The organism is Corynebacterium urinipleomorphum, assembly GCF_900155535.1.
GTDB classification, from domain to species: Bacteria; Actinomycetota; Actinomycetes; order Mycobacteriales; family Mycobacteriaceae; genus Corynebacterium; species Corynebacterium urinipleomorphum.
This window is the reverse complement of record NZ_LT706962.1, coordinates 96973-115980: the sequence shown is the minus strand read 5'-3', so window position 1 is coordinate 115980 and position 19008 is coordinate 96973. Positions and strand designations below refer to the sequence as shown.

General features: G+C 63.5%; 16 protein-coding genes and 1 pseudogene. 6 read left to right on the top strand and 11 right to left on the bottom strand.

The window, feature by feature from the left end; translation table 11 throughout:
- Positions 1 to 5: 5 nt before the first annotated feature.
- From CZ338_RS01235 to CZ338_RS01215, 5 genes are all read right to left on the bottom strand, one after another.
- Positions 6 to 1400 (bottom strand): hypothetical protein, encoded by a 1395-nt coding sequence (locus CZ338_RS01235; RefSeq protein ID WP_087116361.1) that lies wholly within the window; start codon positions 1398 to 1400, stop codon positions 6 to 8.
- 73 nt (positions 1401 to 1473) lie between these two features.
- On the bottom strand, positions 1474 to 2358 hold the full coding sequence (locus tag CZ338_RS01230; RefSeq protein WP_087116359.1) for an SDR family oxidoreductase: 885 nt from the start codon (positions 2356 to 2358) through the stop codon (positions 1474 to 1476).
- A 10-nt stretch (positions 2359 to 2368) separates the two neighbouring features.
- Positions 2369 to 3238, bottom strand: coding sequence for a patatin-like phospholipase family protein (locus CZ338_RS01225; protein WP_087116357.1), 870 nt, complete (start codon positions 3236 to 3238; stop codon positions 2369 to 2371).
- A gap of 38 nt (positions 3239 to 3276) precedes the next feature.
- Positions 3277 to 4143, bottom strand: coding sequence for a patatin-like phospholipase family protein (locus CZ338_RS01220; protein WP_087116355.1), 867 nt, complete (start codon positions 4141 to 4143; stop codon positions 3277 to 3279).
- A 25-nt stretch (positions 4144 to 4168) separates the two neighbouring features.
- Complete coding sequence (locus CZ338_RS01215) at positions 4169 to 5317, bottom strand: YihY/virulence factor BrkB family protein (RefSeq protein WP_087116353.1); 1149 nt, start codon at positions 5315 to 5317, stop codon at positions 4169 to 4171.
- Between the two features lie 49 nt (positions 5318 to 5366).
- On the opposite strand from CZ338_RS01215, the gene CZ338_RS01210 reads away from it, so the two are divergent.
- Complete coding sequence (locus tag CZ338_RS01210; protein ID WP_087116351.1) at positions 5367 to 5825, top strand: hypothetical protein; 459 nt, start codon at positions 5367 to 5369, stop codon at positions 5823 to 5825.
- An 18-nt stretch (positions 5826 to 5843) separates the two neighbouring features.
- Here CZ338_RS01210 and CZ338_RS01205 read toward each other — a convergent pair whose 3' ends face one another.
- Entirely contained in the window at positions 5844 to 7157 is a 1314-nt protein-coding gene (locus tag CZ338_RS01205; protein ID WP_087116349.1) for a hypothetical protein, read from the bottom strand.
- 16 nt (positions 7158 to 7173) lie between these two features.
- A complete protein-coding gene (locus CZ338_RS01200; RefSeq protein WP_087116347.1) occupies positions 7174 to 8373 on the bottom strand; it encodes an MFS transporter in 1200 nt (399 codons plus the stop codon).
- A 73-nt stretch (positions 8374 to 8446) separates the two neighbouring features.
- On the opposite strand from CZ338_RS01200, the gene CZ338_RS01195 reads away from it, so the two are divergent.
- Positions 8447 to 9664: a D-serine ammonia-lyase gene (locus CZ338_RS01195; RefSeq protein ID WP_087116345.1), complete on the top strand. Its 1218-nt coding sequence runs from the start codon at positions 8447 to 8449 to the stop codon at positions 9662 to 9664.
- On the opposite strand, the pseudogene CZ338_RS01190 reads toward CZ338_RS01195, so the two are convergent.
- A pseudogene (locus tag CZ338_RS01190) lies at positions 9665 to 11321 on the bottom strand (FAD-binding dehydrogenase).
- A 114-nt stretch (positions 11322 to 11435) separates the two neighbouring features.
- On the opposite strand from CZ338_RS01190, the gene CZ338_RS01185 reads away from it, so the two are divergent.
- A complete protein-coding gene (locus CZ338_RS01185) occupies positions 11436 to 12626 on the top strand; it encodes an NAD-dependent epimerase/dehydratase family protein (protein WP_087116343.1) in 1191 nt (396 codons plus the stop codon).
- Positions 12627 to 13763 carry a glycosyltransferase family 4 protein gene (locus tag CZ338_RS01180; protein ID WP_087116341.1) on the top strand — a complete coding sequence of 379 codons (1137 nt, stop codon included), beginning with the start codon at positions 12627 to 12629 and terminating at the stop codon, positions 13761 to 13763.
- Here the strand turns inward: CZ338_RS01180 and manA are convergent.
- The 3 genes from manA to CZ338_RS01165 all read right to left on the bottom strand — a co-directional run bounded on the left by manA (position 13744) and on the right by CZ338_RS01165 (position 17396).
- The gene (gene manA / locus CZ338_RS01175; protein ID WP_087116340.1) at positions 13744 to 14862 is read right to left on the bottom strand and encodes a mannose-6-phosphate isomerase, class I; all 1119 of its coding nucleotides are present in this window, start codon (positions 14860 to 14862) and stop codon (positions 13744 to 13746) included. The two genes, CZ338_RS01180 and manA, sit on opposite strands and share 20 nt — an antisense overlap.
- Before the next feature lie 12 nt (positions 14863 to 14874).
- Entirely contained in the window at positions 14875 to 16314 is a 1440-nt protein-coding gene (locus tag CZ338_RS01170; protein WP_087116763.1) for a glyceraldehyde-3-phosphate dehydrogenase, read from the bottom strand.
- 83 nt (positions 16315 to 16397) lie between these two features.
- A complete protein-coding gene (locus tag CZ338_RS01165) occupies positions 16398 to 17396 on the bottom strand; it encodes a 3-hydroxyisobutyryl-CoA hydrolase (protein WP_087116339.1) in 999 nt (332 codons plus the stop codon).
- 34 nt (positions 17397 to 17430) lie between these two features.
- Here CZ338_RS01165 and CZ338_RS01160 point away from each other — a divergent pair, with 34 nt between their 5' ends.
- Both CZ338_RS01160 and CZ338_RS01155 read left to right on the top strand, forming a co-directional pair.
- Positions 17431 to 18222 (top strand): Cof-type HAD-IIB family hydrolase, encoded by a 792-nt coding sequence (locus tag CZ338_RS01160; RefSeq protein ID WP_087116337.1) that lies wholly within the window; start codon positions 17431 to 17433, stop codon positions 18220 to 18222.
- Positions 18223 to 18354: 132 nt separating this feature from the next.
- Positions 18355 to 19005 carry a biliverdin-producing heme oxygenase gene (locus CZ338_RS01155; protein ID WP_087116335.1) on the top strand — a complete coding sequence of 217 codons (651 nt, stop codon included), beginning with the start codon at positions 18355 to 18357 and terminating at the stop codon, positions 19003 to 19005.
- The last annotated feature ends 3 nt before the right edge of the window (positions 19006 to 19008 follow it).

Here is a 19008-nt window from a genome sequence, read left to right as displayed (position 1 = left end):
CGCGACTACTTCAACCGCAGCATCCTCGTCGCGGTGCCCTGCCAGTAAGCGCCGTCCGGGGTGATCATGCCGGTGAGCTGCAACGGCATGTCCACGGGAAGTGTGCCCACCTGACGCCGGGCAACCTCATCACCGGTATCGGCGCTCACCCCGACGAGGTCCACACGCAACCGCGAGGGGTCGGTGCTGAGCGACCAGATTGTGCGGTCCTGCTCCGTCAAGATTGGCAGAGTCTCAATTTTGCGGGGTTTTTCCCAGCGACGCTCACACGCCACGCCGTTCTCGGTAGGCACCACATCGATCCGGGCTAGTCCACCGGTGAACGGTGCCAACGCGGGACTAGCCTTCCCCTCCACCGCCAAAGGCGGATAGGTGAACCCGTAGCTCGACGGGATCCACAACGAATTCCCGCTGGCCATCAGGGAGTTCTCGGTGCCCGGCCCGCCCGTCGTGAACGCTGGCATGACGCACACGTCTTTACCAGTCTGGGCATCAACAACGATGAGGTTCGGGGATCCGTCCGCGTTATCCACGATCGCTTCCCACTTGCCATTCGGACCGAACACCGTCGGCGTGGTTCCGGATCCCCACGACAGCTGGCCCGGTTTGCGGGCCGATCCACGGTCATAATCCCGCCGCCATTTCAGGGTGATCTTTCCCCCGGAGTATTCGACCTCGTTCAGGGAATGACTGGTGAGCACGCTCATGCCGTTCGGTCGCCCAGTCAGACCGTTCGCAATGGTCTCCCCGCCCGGTGCCTTAGACAGGGGCAACGTGGAAATTCGCCCGCCGTCGATCACACCGATCGTCGCATTCTTCGTGACAAACCACGCGCGCCCCGCCCCGTCAGGAGCGAGACCGCCGAGCGACGCTCCAGCTGGTAGCCCAAGGGACACGCGCTTATCGACGCTCAGGCGCCACTTCCCGTTCTCAAACCGATGGCCGACATTGAGCACGTCAGCCCCCTCGGCGATGACGACCTTGTCGTGCTCATCGAGGTAGCCGTACACTCCGCCGAGCAAAGAAGTCTTCTTCAACTCGAGGGTGGCCAGCGGCTGCGCAGTATCGGGATCGAACAAAACCACCGACGGCACGACGGTGTCCAATCCGAGTGGATTCTTGTGCTTTTGCTCCGTGCCCACGTACTTCGTGCACAGGCCGAGCACCATGCCGTCAGAGGCTTGGAATGTCGTGGAACACGTGCCCAGCGGCGCCGACCATTTCAGTTCACCAGCCGCATTCGGCCCTGCCCATGGCACCGCATCCGATGATTCAATGTCGCGGTGCATCAACCGGGTTCCGGTCGGAGCTGCTTGGGTCCCGGCGTGGGCAGATGCCGCCCCACTGGCTACTGCCCCGGCAACGAGTAACGCTGCGGCGATTTTTGACGCGTGTTTCATGCCTCAGGAGGGTACAACCAGCATCAATGCTGGTTCTTGTTTTCATTCATGCAAGCGAAGCACCGCACGGGGCCTACGGCGTCAGCGCGCCACCGGTCACAGCGAGCGTCTCGCCTGAGATGTAGGACGCGTCCTCGGAGGCGAGGAAGACGTAGGCGCCTGCCAGCTCTGCCGGCTGGCCGGGGCGGCCCATCTTCGAGCCCTGGCCGAACTCGTCCACGACCTCCTTCGGCTGGCCTTCCGCCGGCTGAATCACTGTCCAGATCGGGCCCGGTGCGACTGCGTTGACGCGGATGCCCCTGGACGGAAGAAGTTCCTCCGACAGCCCTTTAGCGAAGTTGTTGAACGCGGCCTTGGTGATGGCGTAGTCCAGCAGCTCCTTCGACGGCTGGTACGCCTGAATGGAGGTGGAGAAGATGATGGAGGAGCCGGGCTCCATGTGCTTGACGGCTTCCTTGGTGATGCGGAATGCCGAGTAGATATTGGTCTTCATCGTCGCGTCGAAGTCCTCGTCGGAGATGTTGAGAACGCCGTCGTTCCAGACCTGGCGGGACGCGTTGTTGACCAGGATGTCGATGCCGCCGAGACCGGAGACGGTCTTCTCTACGGCGGCAACGCAGTTATCCAGCTCAGTCAGGTCGCCGGGGATCGCCACTGCCGTTCGGCCTTCCTTCTCAATGGCGGCGATGATGCGCTCCGCGTCCTCCTGTTCCTCGGGAAGGTAGGCGATAGCCACGTCGGCGCCCTCGCGGGCGAAGGCGATAGCGGTAGCGGCGCCGATGCCGGAATCACCGCCGGTGATCAGTGCGCGGCGGCCCTCCAGCTTGCCGCTTCCTTTGTATGAGTCGAGGCCGAGATCCGGCTCAGTATCCATCTCGACGTCTTGGCCGGGATTGTCCTGGCGCGGCTCGCTGGGGAATTCAGACGGGTACTTGGTTCGTGGATCAATGAGTGCCATGCCCGCCAGGCTACGCGGACAAGAACTCCACCCACCCGTTCCATTCACGCTCCATTTGGGCTTTGCCGAGCAGATAGTTGGCGTTGAGCTTGGTCACGTTGCGCTCAGACGCGTCCACGCTCATGTGCTCCGGGAACAAGACTTTGGCCCGGCCTTCCTTCTCCAGCTGAAGAATCTTGTCCTTGGAGGCGTTATACCGCGGCGGGCGGGCGATCAACGCTTCAGCAACGGCCGGATGTTTGGTGAACAGTCGGCGGGTGGCCATCGGGCGGGTGTTGGCGGGACGCACATAGTCCCGTTCCTTTGTGGCCAGCACTAGGAATTTAGAGAAGCCGGCGTTCAGGGCGGCGTCGATAAGCAAGCCCCCCGATATTCCCAGCGCACCGTCGACGTACGGAATGCCGTCGATGCTGCCCATGGGCATGACTTTCGGCAGGGTCGACGATGCACGCGTGACTTGGCCGATGAGCTCGGTGGAAAGCAGATCTTTGCGGTTCCAGGTGACCGTGTGGCCGGTGTCAGCGCGCACGGCCTCGATGTGCACCTCGGTGTCGCGGTTGGCGTCGAAGGTCTCCCAATCGAACGGGAGAATGTCATTCGAGCCCTCGTAAATGAACTCCGCGTTGAAATAGCCCGTGCCCCGGGCAAGTGACATCCAGCCGCCGAATTTCTCGTGCGCCACGAAGTTCGTGAACGATTCCCGCGCACGGTGCGCATCGCGCGACACGTAATTCACCGTGTGCGCCGCACCGGCGGAAACGCCCCCTACCCATCCAAAACGCACGTCCTCCTCAATGAACCGGACGATCGCTGGGGCGGTGTAGGAGTTGCGCATGCCGCCACCTTCAACAACGAGAGCGGTGTCGGTGGCGTCAATCATGCGGACGATTGTAAGGGGTAAAAGACCACCTGTCCCGGCTAGCTCTCCAAGAACTCCTTGACCGCATCCCATTCGCGGTCGAACTGCTCCTTGCCCGCGGCGAAGTTCTTCTGCAGCTTGGGCACTTTGAACTCAGCGTTCTCCACCATCATCTGCTCCGGGTAGAAGACGTAGGCGTGGCCTTTACTCGCCAGTTCGTCGATACGCGCCTTGGCCTTGTTGTAGTGGTCGGGGCGTTCGATGGTGCGGCGAGCCACCTCCGGGTACTTCGGGAACATACGGCGGATCATCGCCGGGCGGTTCACGGGTTCACGGACATAGTCCCGCGGTTTGGTGGCCAGGACGAGGAGTTTGGTGAAGCCGGCGTTCTCCGCGGCGCTGACCAGCAATCCGCCGTCGTCGCCGAGGGCGCCGTCAACGTACGGCACGCCGTCGATGTGCGCCATGGGCATGAGCATCGGCATCGTGGAGGAGGCGCGCATGACCACGTTGATCGTGTCCTCGTCCTTAAGGTCGGCGTTATTCCACGCCACGGACTCGCCTGTGTCGGCGCGGACAGCTTCGATGTGGATCGGAGTCTCGTTGGCGAGAAACGCCTCGAGGTTGAACGGCAGTTCGCCGCCGCGGTCCTGGAACATGAACTCCGCGTTCATCAGACCGCGGCCGAGAGCCAGCGACCGCAACCCACCGATCTTCGGGTGGCCCATGAATGTCGTGAACGCTTCCTCGGTGCGCCGCGCGTCGCCGGACAGGAAGTTGATGGCGTGGATAGCACCGGCCGACACTCCCCCGACCCAGCCGAAACGCACATCTTCCTCGATGAGCTTCATAATCGCGGGGGCAGTGTACGAATTGCGTGTTCCGCCCCCCTCAATCACCAGGGCGGTATCGCGTGCGTCAATCATGGTTCACCACTTTAGGGGTACGAAACTATTTTTTGTGTTCCGGCTCAGTCTCAGCCTTCACGTCCTCGGCGAGACGATGTAGCCACACTTGCACTTTACGTTGCCACAGAACAGCGTCTTGGGAACGCGGGGGAGATTGAATGAGGAATTCGGAATCGTATCCCGCCTGCAATTCCTTCGCGCGGAGGATCTCCGCGTCCAGCTTCACGCCGAGCAGCAGGACGATATTCATCACCCAGATTGCCACCAGCACGGCGAGCACGGTCCCGAACGCGCCGTACGCGCTGCGCACACCGAAAGTGGACAGGTACCAGCCGAACAGCAGCCACTCCGCACCGATGACCAGCATGGCGAAGATCGCGCCGACAGTGAGCAGGCGGAACCGGCCCGGCTTCACGTTCGGCGCGAAATAGAACAGGCAGGACATCAGCACGACGGCCGCGACCACCACTGCCGGGTACCGCGCCCACTCCCACACCGGCAGCAGGATTTGGTTGAGGTAGTTCACCGCACCCGTCAGGCCGAGCGGCTCCGCGATGGGGCCCAGCACCGCGTCGATGATGGATTCGCGCAGCACCAACGCCGCGACCACGACGACGAGGCCCAGCACCAGCAGCAGGGTGATCGCCCACATGGTCAGCCACGTCACCGGCAGGCCGCGCCCTTCCGTGCGCCCGTAGATGACATTCGTGGACCGCGAGAAGGCGCGCACATACGCAGACGCAGATAACAGCGACACCAAAATCGAGATCACCAGCGCGACGGTGCTCTGCGCGGGGGTGCCCACCACGGTCATGAATAAGTCGAAAGCTTGAGGGCGGAGGGCTTCGGGCACGGTGTCGTCGATAAGCCCGCCGATCATCTCGTGCAGCGCGTTCTCGTCGGTGGGAAACAGCAGGGTCACCGTTGAATAGAACGCCAGCAGCATCGGCGCGAACGCGGTCACGGAGAAATACGTCATGGTCGCGCCGCGGTCCGTGATCGCCAGAGGCCCGAAATCCATCGCGGTGCGCGCGAGCACCAGCTTCCACGCCTTCCACGACAGCAGGTTCCCGCGCCGCAGCGGCTCTTCCCGCGCGTAGGCGGGCTCGACCATCTCGATGTCCCCGGGACCGTAGGGTTGCACGAATTCGGCGGCGTGCGCGACGACATCCCCCGGGGTTTTCTGACTCATGCACCACACATTATCCGGCCCTCGCCCCATCCCGTTGTAGGGTTGGGCCATGTCATGGGCGCAAAACACTGACCTCGGCTTCGCCACAAGCATCTGGGAGCCGATCCTGATCCTCGTGATCATCTTCATGCTCATCGCGGTGCCCGCCATCGCGATCGCGTTCGGTGTCATCCGCAAACGCGGCCGCATCACCGTCTACCACGCGGACACACTGGCAGTTCACACAGCGAACATCAGCCCCGAGTCGGACGACATCATCGTCATCATCACCGTCGACCAAGGTGCGTTCCAGCGCATTTCGCTTATCGACGCCCCCTTGCGCCTCACTTCCCCCACCTCCCGCCCCGTGACGTTTCAGGCGGGAGTGGCCGGTCCCCCAGCACTCGACCCGAACGAGGGGTGGATCATTCCGCTCTCCCCTGAGACCCAGGCGGAGCTTCGCGCCCTCCCCGCCGGCCCCGGCGAGCACGAGCTGACCACGACGAACGTGGCTTTCATCGTGGAGTAGGCGTGATGGAATAGGCGGCTACTTCTCTTTCAGCACGTGCATGCGGAAGAACGTCGCCTGCCAGAACACGCCGCCCGGGGTGATCACGCCGGTCATCTGACCGGGGTCGTCGAGCGGCTTCTCCCCGATCTCACGACGGAATACCTCTTCGCCGGTGTCTGCGTCGACGGCCGCGAAGCTCACCACATGGTCGTCGGCATCAGTGCTCATCGACCAGATGCGGCGGTCCTCCCGCGTCAGGATCGGCAGGGTGGCCACGCTGGCACCCGTCTCCCAGACGCGGGTAAGGGAAACACCGTCGGTGTCCTCTGTGGCGTCGATACGCGTCAGGCCTCCCACGAAGTCCGCGTCGGCGGGCACGGACGGGCCGTTGACCGCCTGCTCGGGGTAGGTGAAGCCGTACGTGGACGGGATCCATAGGGTGTTGCCGTCGGCCATGAGCGAGTTCTCCGTCCCCTGCCCGGAAGTCTCGAAAGCCTTCATCCGCGCAAGCTCCTCGCCGGTCTCAGCGGAGAGCACCAGCAGGTTCGGTGCGTCGTCGGCGTTGTCCACGATGGCCACCCACGCTCCTTCTGGCCCGAAGAACGTCGGCGTGGTGCCGGAACCCCAGCTGAGCTGGCCGGGCTTGCGGGCAGACCCGCGGTCGTAGGCGGTGCGCCAGACAACGTTGATCTCGCCCCCGTCCAGCTCCACTTCGTAGAGTGCGTGGGTGGTCAGCACACTCACCCCATTCGGCCGGCCCACAAGACCGTTGGCGACTGCCTCGCCCTCCGCCAGCAAAATGCTCACATCACCAGAGGGAGTCACCACACCGATCGTCGCGTCCTGGGTGATAAACCACGTGTGGCCCTCACCGTCGGGAATGAGGCCCGCAAGCTGCGCGTCCTCCGGCAAGCTGGTCAGCCTGGTGCGGCTGTCCACCTTCAGTTCCCACTTCTCGCCGTTGTAACGGTGGACGACGGTGCAGATGTCATGCCCCTCAGCGATGATCACTTGGTCGCTGGCATCCAGGTAGCCGTAGACACCGCCGAGCAGACCATGGCGCTCCATCTCAAGGGTGGCCACAGGTTCAGCGGTCTCCGGATCGAAGAGCACAACGACAGGCCGGTCGACCTCGAGGCCGCCGTCCCCTTCCTTGTAGCGGGTGCATAGGCCGATGACCATGCCGTTCGTGGCTTGGAACAGCGTGGAGCACGTTCCGTTCGGGTCAGTGGTGATCAGCTCACCGCCCTTGCCGTCAAGCTTCGGCCCCGACCACGGCACCGAGTCCGTCGCGTTCAGGTCGCGGTGCATGAGCCGGGTTCCTTCAGGTCCTGCGCTGTGAGGAGTCATGCCCCCAGAGTAGGTGCTACGGGCGCTTCAAGTATCCCGAGCGGATCTGCACCGTTCTGATTGCGGCCGAGCACAGCGCGCCTGCGGCCAATACCCAATACGGCAGGGAGGGGCCAAGATGACCGGCCAGCCATTCGATGAGCGGCGGGTAGCCGAACCCGATGTACGTGGCCACGTAGTAGACACCGATGACGGCGCCGCGCTTCTCCGGCGGGCTGAACGTCTCCACATCCAGCAGACCTTCGCGCAGGCACAAGCCGTACGCGAGGCCGAGGAACACAGACGCCACCACGAACATCAGCATGGACGGGGCCGCACCGCCAATCGCCGCGAGGGTCATGCCGACCGCGGAGCACACCGCCCCGACCACGCCTGAGGACGGCCCGAATTCGAAGCGGCGGCCGATCGCCTGGATGACCAGACCGGAGCCGAATGCCGTCACAGCCGCGACACCGGGCAGGAACGCGCTGGACTCGAAGTGCTGTCCCACGCGCCCGGAGAGCACCACGATCGCACTGGTCATCGACGCGAAAACCCACAGGCCCATCGGGAACGCGGTGGCCAAGGCCTTCTTCGCCGAACGGTCCGGAGCAGGCGCGCGAACGCCTTGCTCCTCCTCAACCTTCTCAACGATGACCTCGCGGATATTCGGGGCATCGCCGACCACCAAAGAGAACGCCACCGCTGCGAAGGAGAGCACGATCGACGCGATGTACGGAATATAGATCGCATTGTGGGCACTGACCAGGTGCGCGATGATGCCTGAGGCGATCGGGCCGAGCATGAAACCGGAGGTCAAGAAAATGCCGGCGAGTGTCGTTCCCGCCGCACCGCGAAGGCGCCCGGCCCACGCGGTGCCGGCGCTGACCACCAGCCCGACGCCGAGCCCGATCACGAACCGGGCGATGAGTAGAACCGCAGGCACTTCCTGCCAGAACATGAGCGCGATGTTGCCCAGCGCGGCGACGACGGCACCGACCATCACCGCGGGGCGCGATCCGAAGCGGTCAGCGACAAGTCCGCCGGCAATCAGGCACGGGAACAGGCCCAACGCGTAAATGCCGTAGGCACTATTGACCAGCAGGGTGGACATGTGCTGGTGCTCACGCAGGACCACCAGCACGGAAGCGAAATGGTTGGCTGCCCAGCCCGCGGTAATGAGGAAGGCCACAACGGTGGCGAACACCAGCTGCGGTTGAGACTTCTTGGTTTCCATTGATTGTCTCCCTCCTGACACCGAATGTGACCCACGTAACTGTACACCCGAGGGGTTCCTACAATGGATCCCCATGACCATGCCTTGGGACCGCCCAGCTCATCCCGCGACTCCGCAGCCGCTGTCGCTTCTCGACGGCATCACCCACCAACATGAGATCTCCTGGGCCCGGACCCCCGACTCACGCGCCCTCGACCCCGACATCGCCCGCGCCGTCGACGAAGCCGTCGCACGCTTCGACCGGTTCGCCCCCTGGGTCGCCGAACACTTCCCCGAAACCGGAAATGGCGTCATCGAGTCCGACATCCAACCCGTTCCGGAGACCCAGGACTACGTGGCCCGCCTCATGGAACGGGATCTTCCGGGCGAGCTGTGGGTCAAGCGCGACGATTCCCTGCCGATCAGCGGGTCCATCAAATCCCGTGGCGGAGTCCACGAAGTCTTTCGGCTGGCGGAGGAAAAGCAGTACGAGAAGCTCTCCGTCGCCTCCACGGGGAACCTCGCGTTGTCCATCGGCACCGTCGGTCCGCTGCTCGGTTTCGACACCGAGGTCCACATGTCAGTGGATGCGAAACAATGGAAGAAGGACCTGCTCCGCTCCCGCGGCGCCACCGTCGTCGAGCACTCAGGGTTGTTCACCGACACCGTTGCGGAAGCTCGCGAACATTCCCACGACGCATTCTTCATCGACGACGAGAATTCCCTCGGCCTCTTCGCCGGCTACGCGGTGGCGGGTGAACGTCTCAAGGAACAGTTCGCCGCCGCTGGCAAGCACTTCACCGAAGACAACCCCCTGTACGTCTACCTTCCCTGCGGCGTGGGCGGCGGCCCCGGCGGCGTCACCTTCGGCCTGAAGATGGCATTCGGCGATGCAGTCTCCTGCCACTTCGTCGAGCCCACCGCCAGCCCGAGCATGACGCTCGGCGTGTTCACCGAGAACCCGTCAGTCTCGTGCGCCGACTACGGTCTGCCCGGGCGCACGATCGCCGATGGCCTCGCCGTGCAGAGCCCCTCCCCGCTCGCCATGGAGCATGCGGCGCATCTGGTCAGCGGCTTCCACACGCTCGGCGACATCACCTTCCTCGCCGCCGTCAACTGGCTCGAGCGGACCTCCGGCATCATCGTTGAACCGTCCGCCACCGCGGGGCTCACCATTCCGTGGCGGCTCCCGGACGTCCCCGACTCCGCCACCCACCTGGTCTGGCTCACCGGGGGTTCGCTCATCCCCGACCGGGACAAAGACCGCCTACGCGGACAGGCGGCCACAGCTTCGCTTCACTGGCAGCGGTAATCACTCCCGGGCTGCGTTCTCCCCCACCCGCTTGCCGGAGTGAATGCACCCGCCGAGGAAGGTTCCCTCCAAGGCATTCTTTCCGTGCATTCCTCCGCCGCCGAAACCGGCGGCCTCGCCGCAGGCGTAGAGGCCGGGGAACACGGAGCCGTCGGCAAGCAAGGCCCTGCCGTTCAAGTCCGTCTCGATGCCGCCGAGCGTCTTGCGCGTGAGCACGTGCAGCTTCACTGCGATGAGCGGACCCTTCTTCGGGTCGAGGAGACGGTGCGGCTCAGCACAGCGGACGAGCTTGTCGCCCAGGAAGTTGCGTGCCGTGCGGATGTAGTTGACCTGCGCGTCCTTGGAGAAGTCGTTGGTCAGCTGCGCGTCGCGCTCCACCAACTGCTTGCGCACCAGCTCGCCGTCGAGCTCGATGTCGCCCAGCTCGTTCATTGTGCGCACGAGGTCCTCGACCGTGTCGGCCGTGACCCAGTCGACGCCGTTGTCCATGACAAGCCTTCACCGCCGGGTGCGTGCCGGGGCCGACCTTGCCGGCCAGCTTCTTCAGAGACTTGTCAGTCAGGTCCGGGTTCTGCTCCGAGCCCGAGAAAATGAATTCCTTGTCCGCGATGTGCTGGTTGAGGATGAACCATGAGTACCCGTGGCCCGTCCTGCCGATGTGTGCGAGCGCCGCGATGTTGTCCGACCCCGGGAACAAGTTGGTGGGCAGGCGCTTACCCGTTGCGTCCAGCCACATGGAGCTCGGACCGGGAATGATGCGGATGCCGTGGCCCGGCCAGATCGGATCCCAGTTGATCATGCCCTCCGGGTAGTGCCACATGCGGTCGGTGTTGACCAGGTTGGCACCGGCAGCAGCGGCAATATCGATGCCTCTACCGTCCACGTGCTCCGGCACACCGGTGACCATGTCGTCCGGGCACGGCCCCCAGCGGTCCTCCGGCCACATCTGGCGGACCTTGTCCAGGTTGCCGCCGATTCCGCCGGTGGAGATCACCACTGCGGCCCCGCGCACCTCGAAAGGCTCCACCTCGTCGCTATTCGACGCGACGCCGCGGTCAGAAGAATCTGCAGCCAGCTTCATCCCTTTCACTCCAACGGCACGGCCGTCTTCTACGACGATCTCATCGACGCGGTGACGGAATTTGAACTCCACCTGGCCCGCCTGCTCGGCGCGCTCAACGGGTTCGCGGAAAACCCGCACGACTTCCGGGCCTGTACCCCACGTGAGGTGGAAACGCGGAACTGTGTTGCCGTGGCCGGACGCGTCACCGGAGCCGCGCTCTGCCCAGCCGACGGTGGGCAACACGCGCAGGCCCAGCTCTTTCAGGTAGCCGTGCATCTCATTGGACGCGAAGCGCACGTACTCGCGGCCCCACTCGCGCGGCCAGCGGTCATAATCCTCGTCGTCATAATCCGCTGAGTTCTCCCAGTCAGCCCATGCCAGGTCCTCGAAGTCCTTCGCCCCCATGAGCTTCTGTTCCGGGGTGCCCACCATGAACAGGCCCCCGAGCGACCAGAATGCCTGGCCGCCGAGGTTCGCGCGGCTTTCCTGCTCGACGAAGACGACCTTGCGCCCTGCTTTGACCGCCTCATGCGCAGCAACCAGCCCCGCCAGTCCTGCGCCAACAACAATGATGTCTCCCGCATTTTGTTTCATACCCGAAACATACATGGATCGTCTTGGCTCTGTGGCCATTTTCCACTCACCCGGCGCGAACCGACGAAGCCGGGTAACGTGACCGAGAAGCGTTCAAAAAGAAAGGTATACCTAATGAAAATCGCGGTTCTCGGTGGCGACGGATTCTGTGGTTGGCCGGCATCACTGCACCTTTCGGATATCGGCCACGACGTGACCATCGTGGACAACCTTTCCCGCCGCGCAATCGACAAAGAACTGGGCGCCGAATCCCTCACCCCGATCGCGACAATTGAGGAGCGCATCGCCGCTTGGAAAGAGGTCTCCGGGAAAGAAATCGCCTTCCGCAACATCGATGTCGCCCAGGATTACGAAGCACTCAAAGACTTCATTGTCACCGAGCAGCCCGATGCGGTCATCCACTTTGCGGAGCAGCGCGCCGCCCCGTACTCCATGAAGAACCCGGTGACCAAGCGCTACACCGTGGACAATAACGTCAACGCCACCCACAACCTGCTCGTCGCCGTTGTCGAGTCCGGCCTGGACATCCACATCGTCCACCTGGGCACCATGGGCGTGTACGGCTACGGCACCGCCGGAATGAAGATCCCGGAGGGCTACCTGGACATCAAGGTGGACAACGGCGAAGAGCTCGTGGACCAGCAGATCCTCTACCCCACCAACCCGGGCTCGGTCTACCACCTGACCAAGGTGCTCGACCAGAACCTCTTCGCCTACTACGCCAAGAACGACGAGCTACGCATCACCGACCTGCACCAGGGCATCATCTGGGGCACCCACACCCCGCAGACGGAGCGCGACGAGCGCCTGATCAACCGCTTCGACTACGACGGCGACTACGGCACGGTGCTCAACCGCTTCCTCATGCAGGCCGCCATCGGCTACCCGCTCACCGTTCACGGCACCGGCGGCCAGACCCGCGCGTTCATCCACATCCGCGACATGGTCAAGTGCGTGCAGATCGCGCTGGAGAACCCGCCGGCAAAGGGCGACCGTGTGATGATCTTCAACCAGATGACGGAGACCCACCGCGTTCGTGACCTCGCCGAGCTGGTGGCACAGATCTCCGGCACCGAGTACGCGCTGGTGCCCAACCCGCGCAAGGAATCGGCGGAGAATGAGCTTCACGTGTCCAACGACACGTTCCTGAGCCTGGGCCTCGAGCCGACCAAGCTCGCCGAAGGTCTGCTCCAGGAAGTCGAGGACGTGGCGAAGAAGTACGCCGACCGCGTCGACCGCACCAAGATCCCGGCCCGCTCTTTGTGGACCCGCAACCAGGCAGAAGGCGTGCCGGAGAACGCGTAGATGCGCATCGCGATTTTCACGGAGGTCTTCCTCCCCAAAATCGACGGCGTGGTCACCCGCGTCATCCGCACTGTCGACCAGCTGGCGGAGATGGGCCACGAGGTGATGATCTTCGCCACCGGAGACGCCCCCGACACATACGCCGGCTTCCCGGTGGTCCGCGCCCCGAGTGTCTCTTTGCACCGCATCTACCCGGAGATCAAGGTGGGCCTACCCACCCCGGCAGTGGCGAAGCAGTTGAAGGAGTTCAACCCGGACATCGTCCACGCCGTCAACCCGGTGTTCTTCGCTGGGTACGGAGTTCTTCTCGCCAAGCTCCATAAGAAGCCGCTGCTCGCCTCTTTCCACACCGACGTTCCGGCGTACACGGAAGCACTCAAGATCGGCGCAGTGAAAACGCCCGCGACGGCTCTCATCCGCGCGCTTCACAACCGCGCGCAGATGAACCTGGTCACCTCCGACCCCATGCTGGAGACCGCGAGAGGTTACGGCTTCCGCGACCTTGCGGTGTGGCCGAAAGCCGTGGACACCGTGGGCTACCACCCAGACAACTACTCGGCTGAAATGCGGGGGCGTCTCACCGATGGAGACGACGCCCCGCTGCTCATCTACGTCGGCCGCATGAGCGCGGAAAAGAACCTCGCCGTGCTCAACGAAGTCATGCCGCTTATGCGTGAGAAGGTCCCCGGCGCACGTCTGGCCATGGTCGGCGCGGGCCCGCAACTGGAGCAGATGAAGAAGACCTTCGACCCCGCTTACACCGTCTTCACCGGCTACATGTCGGGCACGCCCCTCGCCCAAGCCTTCGCGTCCGCCGACGTCTTCGCGTTCCCCTCGCTCACGGAGACCCTGGGCCTCGTCGCGCTCGAATCGTTCGCCTCCGGCGTGCCCGTCGTGGGCGCACGCGCCGGCGGCATCCCGTTCGTCATCGAGGACGGGGAAACAGGCAGACTCGTGGACAAGCACGCCACACCCCAACAGTGGGCAGACGCATTCGCGGGCCTGCTTATCGACGCTCCATTGCGCGACACCATGGCCCTCTCCGCCCGCCAGGAAGCCGAGCGGTGGTCGTGGCGCGCCGCCACCGAGAAACTGGTGGAGTACTACGAGGAATGCATTAGCCGGGCCGCACAATAAACAAGTCCGCGGAGCCGAAAGCCGCGGCCACCACACCGTCGGAGACCGGAACAAACGCCGCTTCGCCCGCTCGGAGACTCAGCTCTCCCCCAAGCTCGACCTCCCCTGCGACCGCCAGCACGATAGCCGGGCCTTCGACCGGGATAGTGCCCTCCCCCGTGCACCGCGTCACCGAGAAATCCGGGACGGGAACCGGGAATTCGGACACGACGGCCCCGCCCTGTTCCGCGGTGCGGGACGCCAGAACCGGGTCCTTGATCGGCTCGAAGATGACAATGTCTTCCAGCTCTTCAACGTCGATGTGCTTCTCTGTCAGGCCGCCGCGGAGCACATTGTCCGAGTTCGCCATGACTTCCACGCCGAAGCCTTCGAGGTAAGCGTGCATGTTGCCTGCCGGCAGGAAAAGCGCCTGCCCTGGCTCCAAGTTGATGTGGTTGAGCAGCAACGCCGCCAGCACTCCCACATCCCCGGGGAACGCTTCCCCGATGAACACCAGGTTGCGTGCCACATCCGAGTCGAGTTCCGCCGCGCGGTCCAGCACAGTGTTCACCAGCGGCGCCGGATCCTCCATAGCCAGCCAGCTGGACAAGACGGAGCGGAGGTCGCCGTCGATAAGCGATGCGCGGACATGCTCAAGCTCCGGAACATCGAGTTCGTCGAGAAGCGCCACCGTCTCATCCACCGGACGGAACCCCGCCATCGCCCGGAACGGAGTGAGCGCGATGAGGATCTCGGGCTTGTGGTTGGTGTCCTTGTAGTTGCGGTGCGCTGCGTCCCGCGGAATCCCCGCGGCATCCTCCCGCGCGAACCCCTCCTGCGCTTGGGCGATTGACGGGTGCGCCTGGATGGACAGCGGTTGCGCCGCAGCCAGCAACTTCACTAGGAACGGCAGCGTCTCCTGTGTGCCCACCGTGCCTTCGGGATCGGCGGTGATCACCGCGTCGAGCGGCCCTTCTGCAGTACCCGAGGGCGCGGACGGATGAGCGCCGAACCACATCTCCGCCTCCGGTTCGCCGGTGGGTGTGCGGCCTTGCAGACCGGCGATGCTGGAGGTGTCGCCCCAGGCGTAATTCTGGACCTTGCCCGAAAGTTTGAGCACGTGACCGTCCTTTTAACGGATGTCCTGCGGATCCTTGCGCACCGGAAGAATCTTCGGGCGCACGCCGGCGATCTCCTCAACGATGCGGATCACCTGGTTGGAGTAGCCGAACTCGTTGTCGTACCAGACGTAGAGCACCAGGTGGTTCCCGGAAGCGATGGTGGCCAGACCATCTACGATGCCCGCGTGGGTGGTGCCCACGAAGTCCGTGGACACGATGTCCGGGGACTGGATGTAGTCGATCTGCTGGCGCAGGTCAGAGTCCGTGGACACGCGGCGCAGGTAGTTATTCACGTCCTCGCGGTCGACCTCGCTCTCCAGGTCCAAGTTGAGCACCGCCATAGACACGTCCGGGGTGGGAACGCGGATGGCGTTGCCGGTGAGCTTGCCCTCGAATTCCGGCAGGGCCTTGGACACAGCCTTCGCCGCACCGGTCTCGGTGAGCACCATGTTCAATCCGGCGGCGCGACCGCGGCGCGGCCCCTTGTGGAAGTTGTCGGCCAGGTTCTGGTCGTTGGTGTAGGAGTGGACAGTCTCCACGTGGCCGTGCTTGACACCCCAGCGGTCCCCGACCACCTTGAGCACCGGAGTAATGGCATTCGTGGTGCAGGAAGCCGCGGACAGGACGCGGTCCTGCTCCGAATCGTCGATGGTGCCGTGGTTGATGCCGTAAACGATGTTCTTCACGTCGCCCTTGCCCGGCGCGGTGAGCAGAGCCCGTGCCACGCCCTTGGACTGCAGGTGCTGGGACAGGCCGGCGCGGTCGCGCCAACGGCCGGTGTTGTCCACCACGATCGCGTCGTTGATGCCGTATGCGGTGTAGTCGATGGCAGCTGGGTCATCGGAGTAAATCATCTGGATCGGGGTGCCGTTAGCCCAGATGATCTCGTTCTCCTTGTCCACGGTGATGGTGCCGTTGAACGGGCCGTGCACCGAGTCGCGGCGCAGCAGGGAGGCGCGCTTGACCACGTCGTCGTCGCCCTTCTTGCGCACCACCACAGCACGCAGACGCACGCCGCCGTACTGAGCTTCACGGGCGATGAGGATGCGTGCAAGCAGGCGGCCAATGCGGCCGAAGCCGTACAGGATCACATCGCGCGGGACGCGGTGGCTGTCCGCACCAATGACCTCGGCGAGCTCTTCCTCGAGGAAGGAGCGCAGCTCCGTGCCTTCGGTGCGGGAATAGTTCTTGGCCAGGCGGCCCAGGTCGATGGAAGCGGTGCCCAGGTTCATCTCGGTCAACTCACGCAGGATCGGCAGAGTCGCGTCCAACGGGAGCTCGCGCGCAACCACGCGGCGGGCGTAGCGGTGCGCCTTGATGATCTCGATGTCCGTCATACCCACCAACAGACGCCCGTAGATGGAGGTGACCACATTGTTCTCACGGTGCAGCTGGCTGATCAGCGGCAGCATCTCCTGCGCCAAGTGTAGTTTGTGGTTCCAGTCGTCCATCGGGTTCTCATGCGGGTTGGGATTGACCGGGCTTTCAGCGTTCACGCTGCGTCCTTTCACATGTCGCGTTGCTCAAACGGCCCTCAGTCTAGTACGTCCCGGTATTTCTCCGGCCCTGGCTCCGGCTGGAACTGGGCGTCCTTGGTTTTGTCCACAAGCACGGCGCGCACACCTTCGTGGAAATCCGGCTCGCGCAGGAGGAGTTTGGCGTAGCGCCGCTCGTTCTCGAGGCTTCCCGCCAGATCGTGCCGGGAATTAGCCAGCACCAACTCTGCCGTTGCCACCAGCGACGATGGGGAGGCGTGCGGGATCAACGGCTCAACAACCTCTGCCAGCTCCGGGTTGGAATCGATGTTGTTCTTGATGTCGGACCACGGTGCGGAGAACGCTCCCCCGATAAGAGGGTAGAGCTTTTCCAGTTCCGACGGCCCAGGTTCGATCGCCGCCTCATCGAGCACCCCCGTCCCCTCCTCGATGATGCGGTCCAGGAGACCATCGAGCGAGCCCACGAGGTGCGTGGCCAAGCCGGTGGCCATCATGTCGTCCGCGCTCATCCGGTATCCGGTCAACGCGAGGAACATTCCTAGATCCAGCGAGGGGTACTTCGGCAGATTCTGCAGCCGGTGACTCATTCCCACATCAGTGAAGAACCCGATGTTCATTTCCGGCATCGAGGAGAACGCATCGGGTGCGATCACGACGTGGCTTCCGTGCGCGGACAGACCGAGACCGCCGCCCATGACCACACCGGAAATAAGGGAAATGTACGGCTTGGGGTACTGCGCGATCATCAGATTCATCTCGTATTCGCGCGAGAAAAACTCGTCGGCCTGCTCCCCCTTACCTGCCAGGGCCGCCTCCCGCGCCCAGCGCACGTCGCCGCCCGCGCAGAAATGCTTCCCGGAGGACGTGACCACGACGCGTTCCACCCCATCGTCTTCCTTCCATTCCTCGAGCGCCTCTATGACGGGAAAGAGGATCTCCGGGTTGATGGAGTTCAACGCCTCCGGCCGGTCCAGAGTGATCACTCCGGTAGACTGCCGGACGGCAATATGTACTGGCCCAGTGGTGCTTTCTACCATGAAGCCAGTGTTCCACAGCACGTAAAGGACTGCTATGACTTTCCCCCGAATCGTCGCCCTCGACATGGACGGAACCCTCGTCGATCCGGAGGGAAATATCCCCGACGAGTTCTGGGACGTGCTCGAGGAAGCGAAGAGCAAAGGCATGGTGATCGCCCCGGCATCCGGCCGCCAGCTGGCCACGCTGCAAGACATGTTCGATGGACGCGGCATCCAGACCTTCATCGCCGAGAACGGCGGAGCGGTGTGGCACGACGGCGACATCGTGTCCACCAAGCCGATGGACGAAAATGCTGTGACGAGCGTTCTCCGCGCCGCCGCCGACGCGCCTGTCTACCCGGTGGTGTGCAAACCCGAATACGCGCTTGTGCTAGAAGACATGCCGGAGAACATCGCCCGCGAAACCTCGAAGTACTACCACTCGCAGCGGCCCGTCCCCTCTCTGCTCGAAGCCGCGGAACATTCCGACGATCCCACCATCAAGGTCTCTCTCTTCGTGGAGACAGACGCGGAGAAAGACGGCCTCCCCATCGCCCGGGCTGCGTCAGACCAGAACATTGCCGTCAGTGGCGAGCACTGGGTGGACATCATGTCGCCGGAAACCAATAAGGGCCACGCACTCAAAGCACTTGCGGAGATTCTCGATGTCGACATCGCCGACACCGCCGCTATCGGCGATTACCTGAACGACTACGAGATGCTCGAGACCGCCGGCACCGCCGTGGCCATGGAGAACGGGCACGAGAAACTCAAGGCGATCGCGGACATCGTGGCTGAATCTAACGCGGACCACGGAGCGATCAAGATGATCGAGAGTTGGCTGTAGGGCCCGCTACCCGAATTAAGTCATACTAACGTTTGCTAATTCCCATCGCCATGCGTTCACCTCTTGTAAATTAGGTTAGCCTTACTGTATCTATTTTAGGTATCCCTAACCTTAGTTCACAGGAGGCTCCCGATGACGATTGTCACCGCCACCCCCATTTCCACGCTCCTCCGCGACGGCACAGCCACCGCTCACTCCCAGGCTGAAAACACCTCATTCATGTCAGCATTGGGCAGCGGCAACCTCACCCGGCAGGACGCCGTCAATCTGACCGCGCAGTACTACTTTATCTACACCGCCCTCGAGCAAGCGGCCCGACGCGGCTGCTCCGCCGACCCCGAAGGCGTCACGACATCGCGGATCGCCGACCCGCGATTAGAGCGGGTCCCCGCCCTCGGGCGCGACCTTGCGGCAATGATCGGACCTGACTGGCGAGAACAAATCAGCCCGCTTCCCGCTACTCGCCAGTACGTCGCAACACTGGAGCACATTCCCGACGCGGATGCCCCCGCCCTAATCGCACACCACTATGTGCGCTACCTCGGAGACATCGCAGGCGGCCAAGTCATCGCCCGAGTGCTAGCTGGACACTACGGTTTCACCGCCGACGAGTTGAATTTCTACGACTTCTCGGCCATCGGGAAGATTCCGCCGTACCGGAAGCAGTACAAGGACACGCTCGATTCCCTGCCGTTCGATGAGGTGGAACGCGCCTCACTGCTCTCCAACGCTAGGCAGGCGTTCACCCTTAACAGCAGGGTGTTCATTGAACTCGCGGGCTAGCAC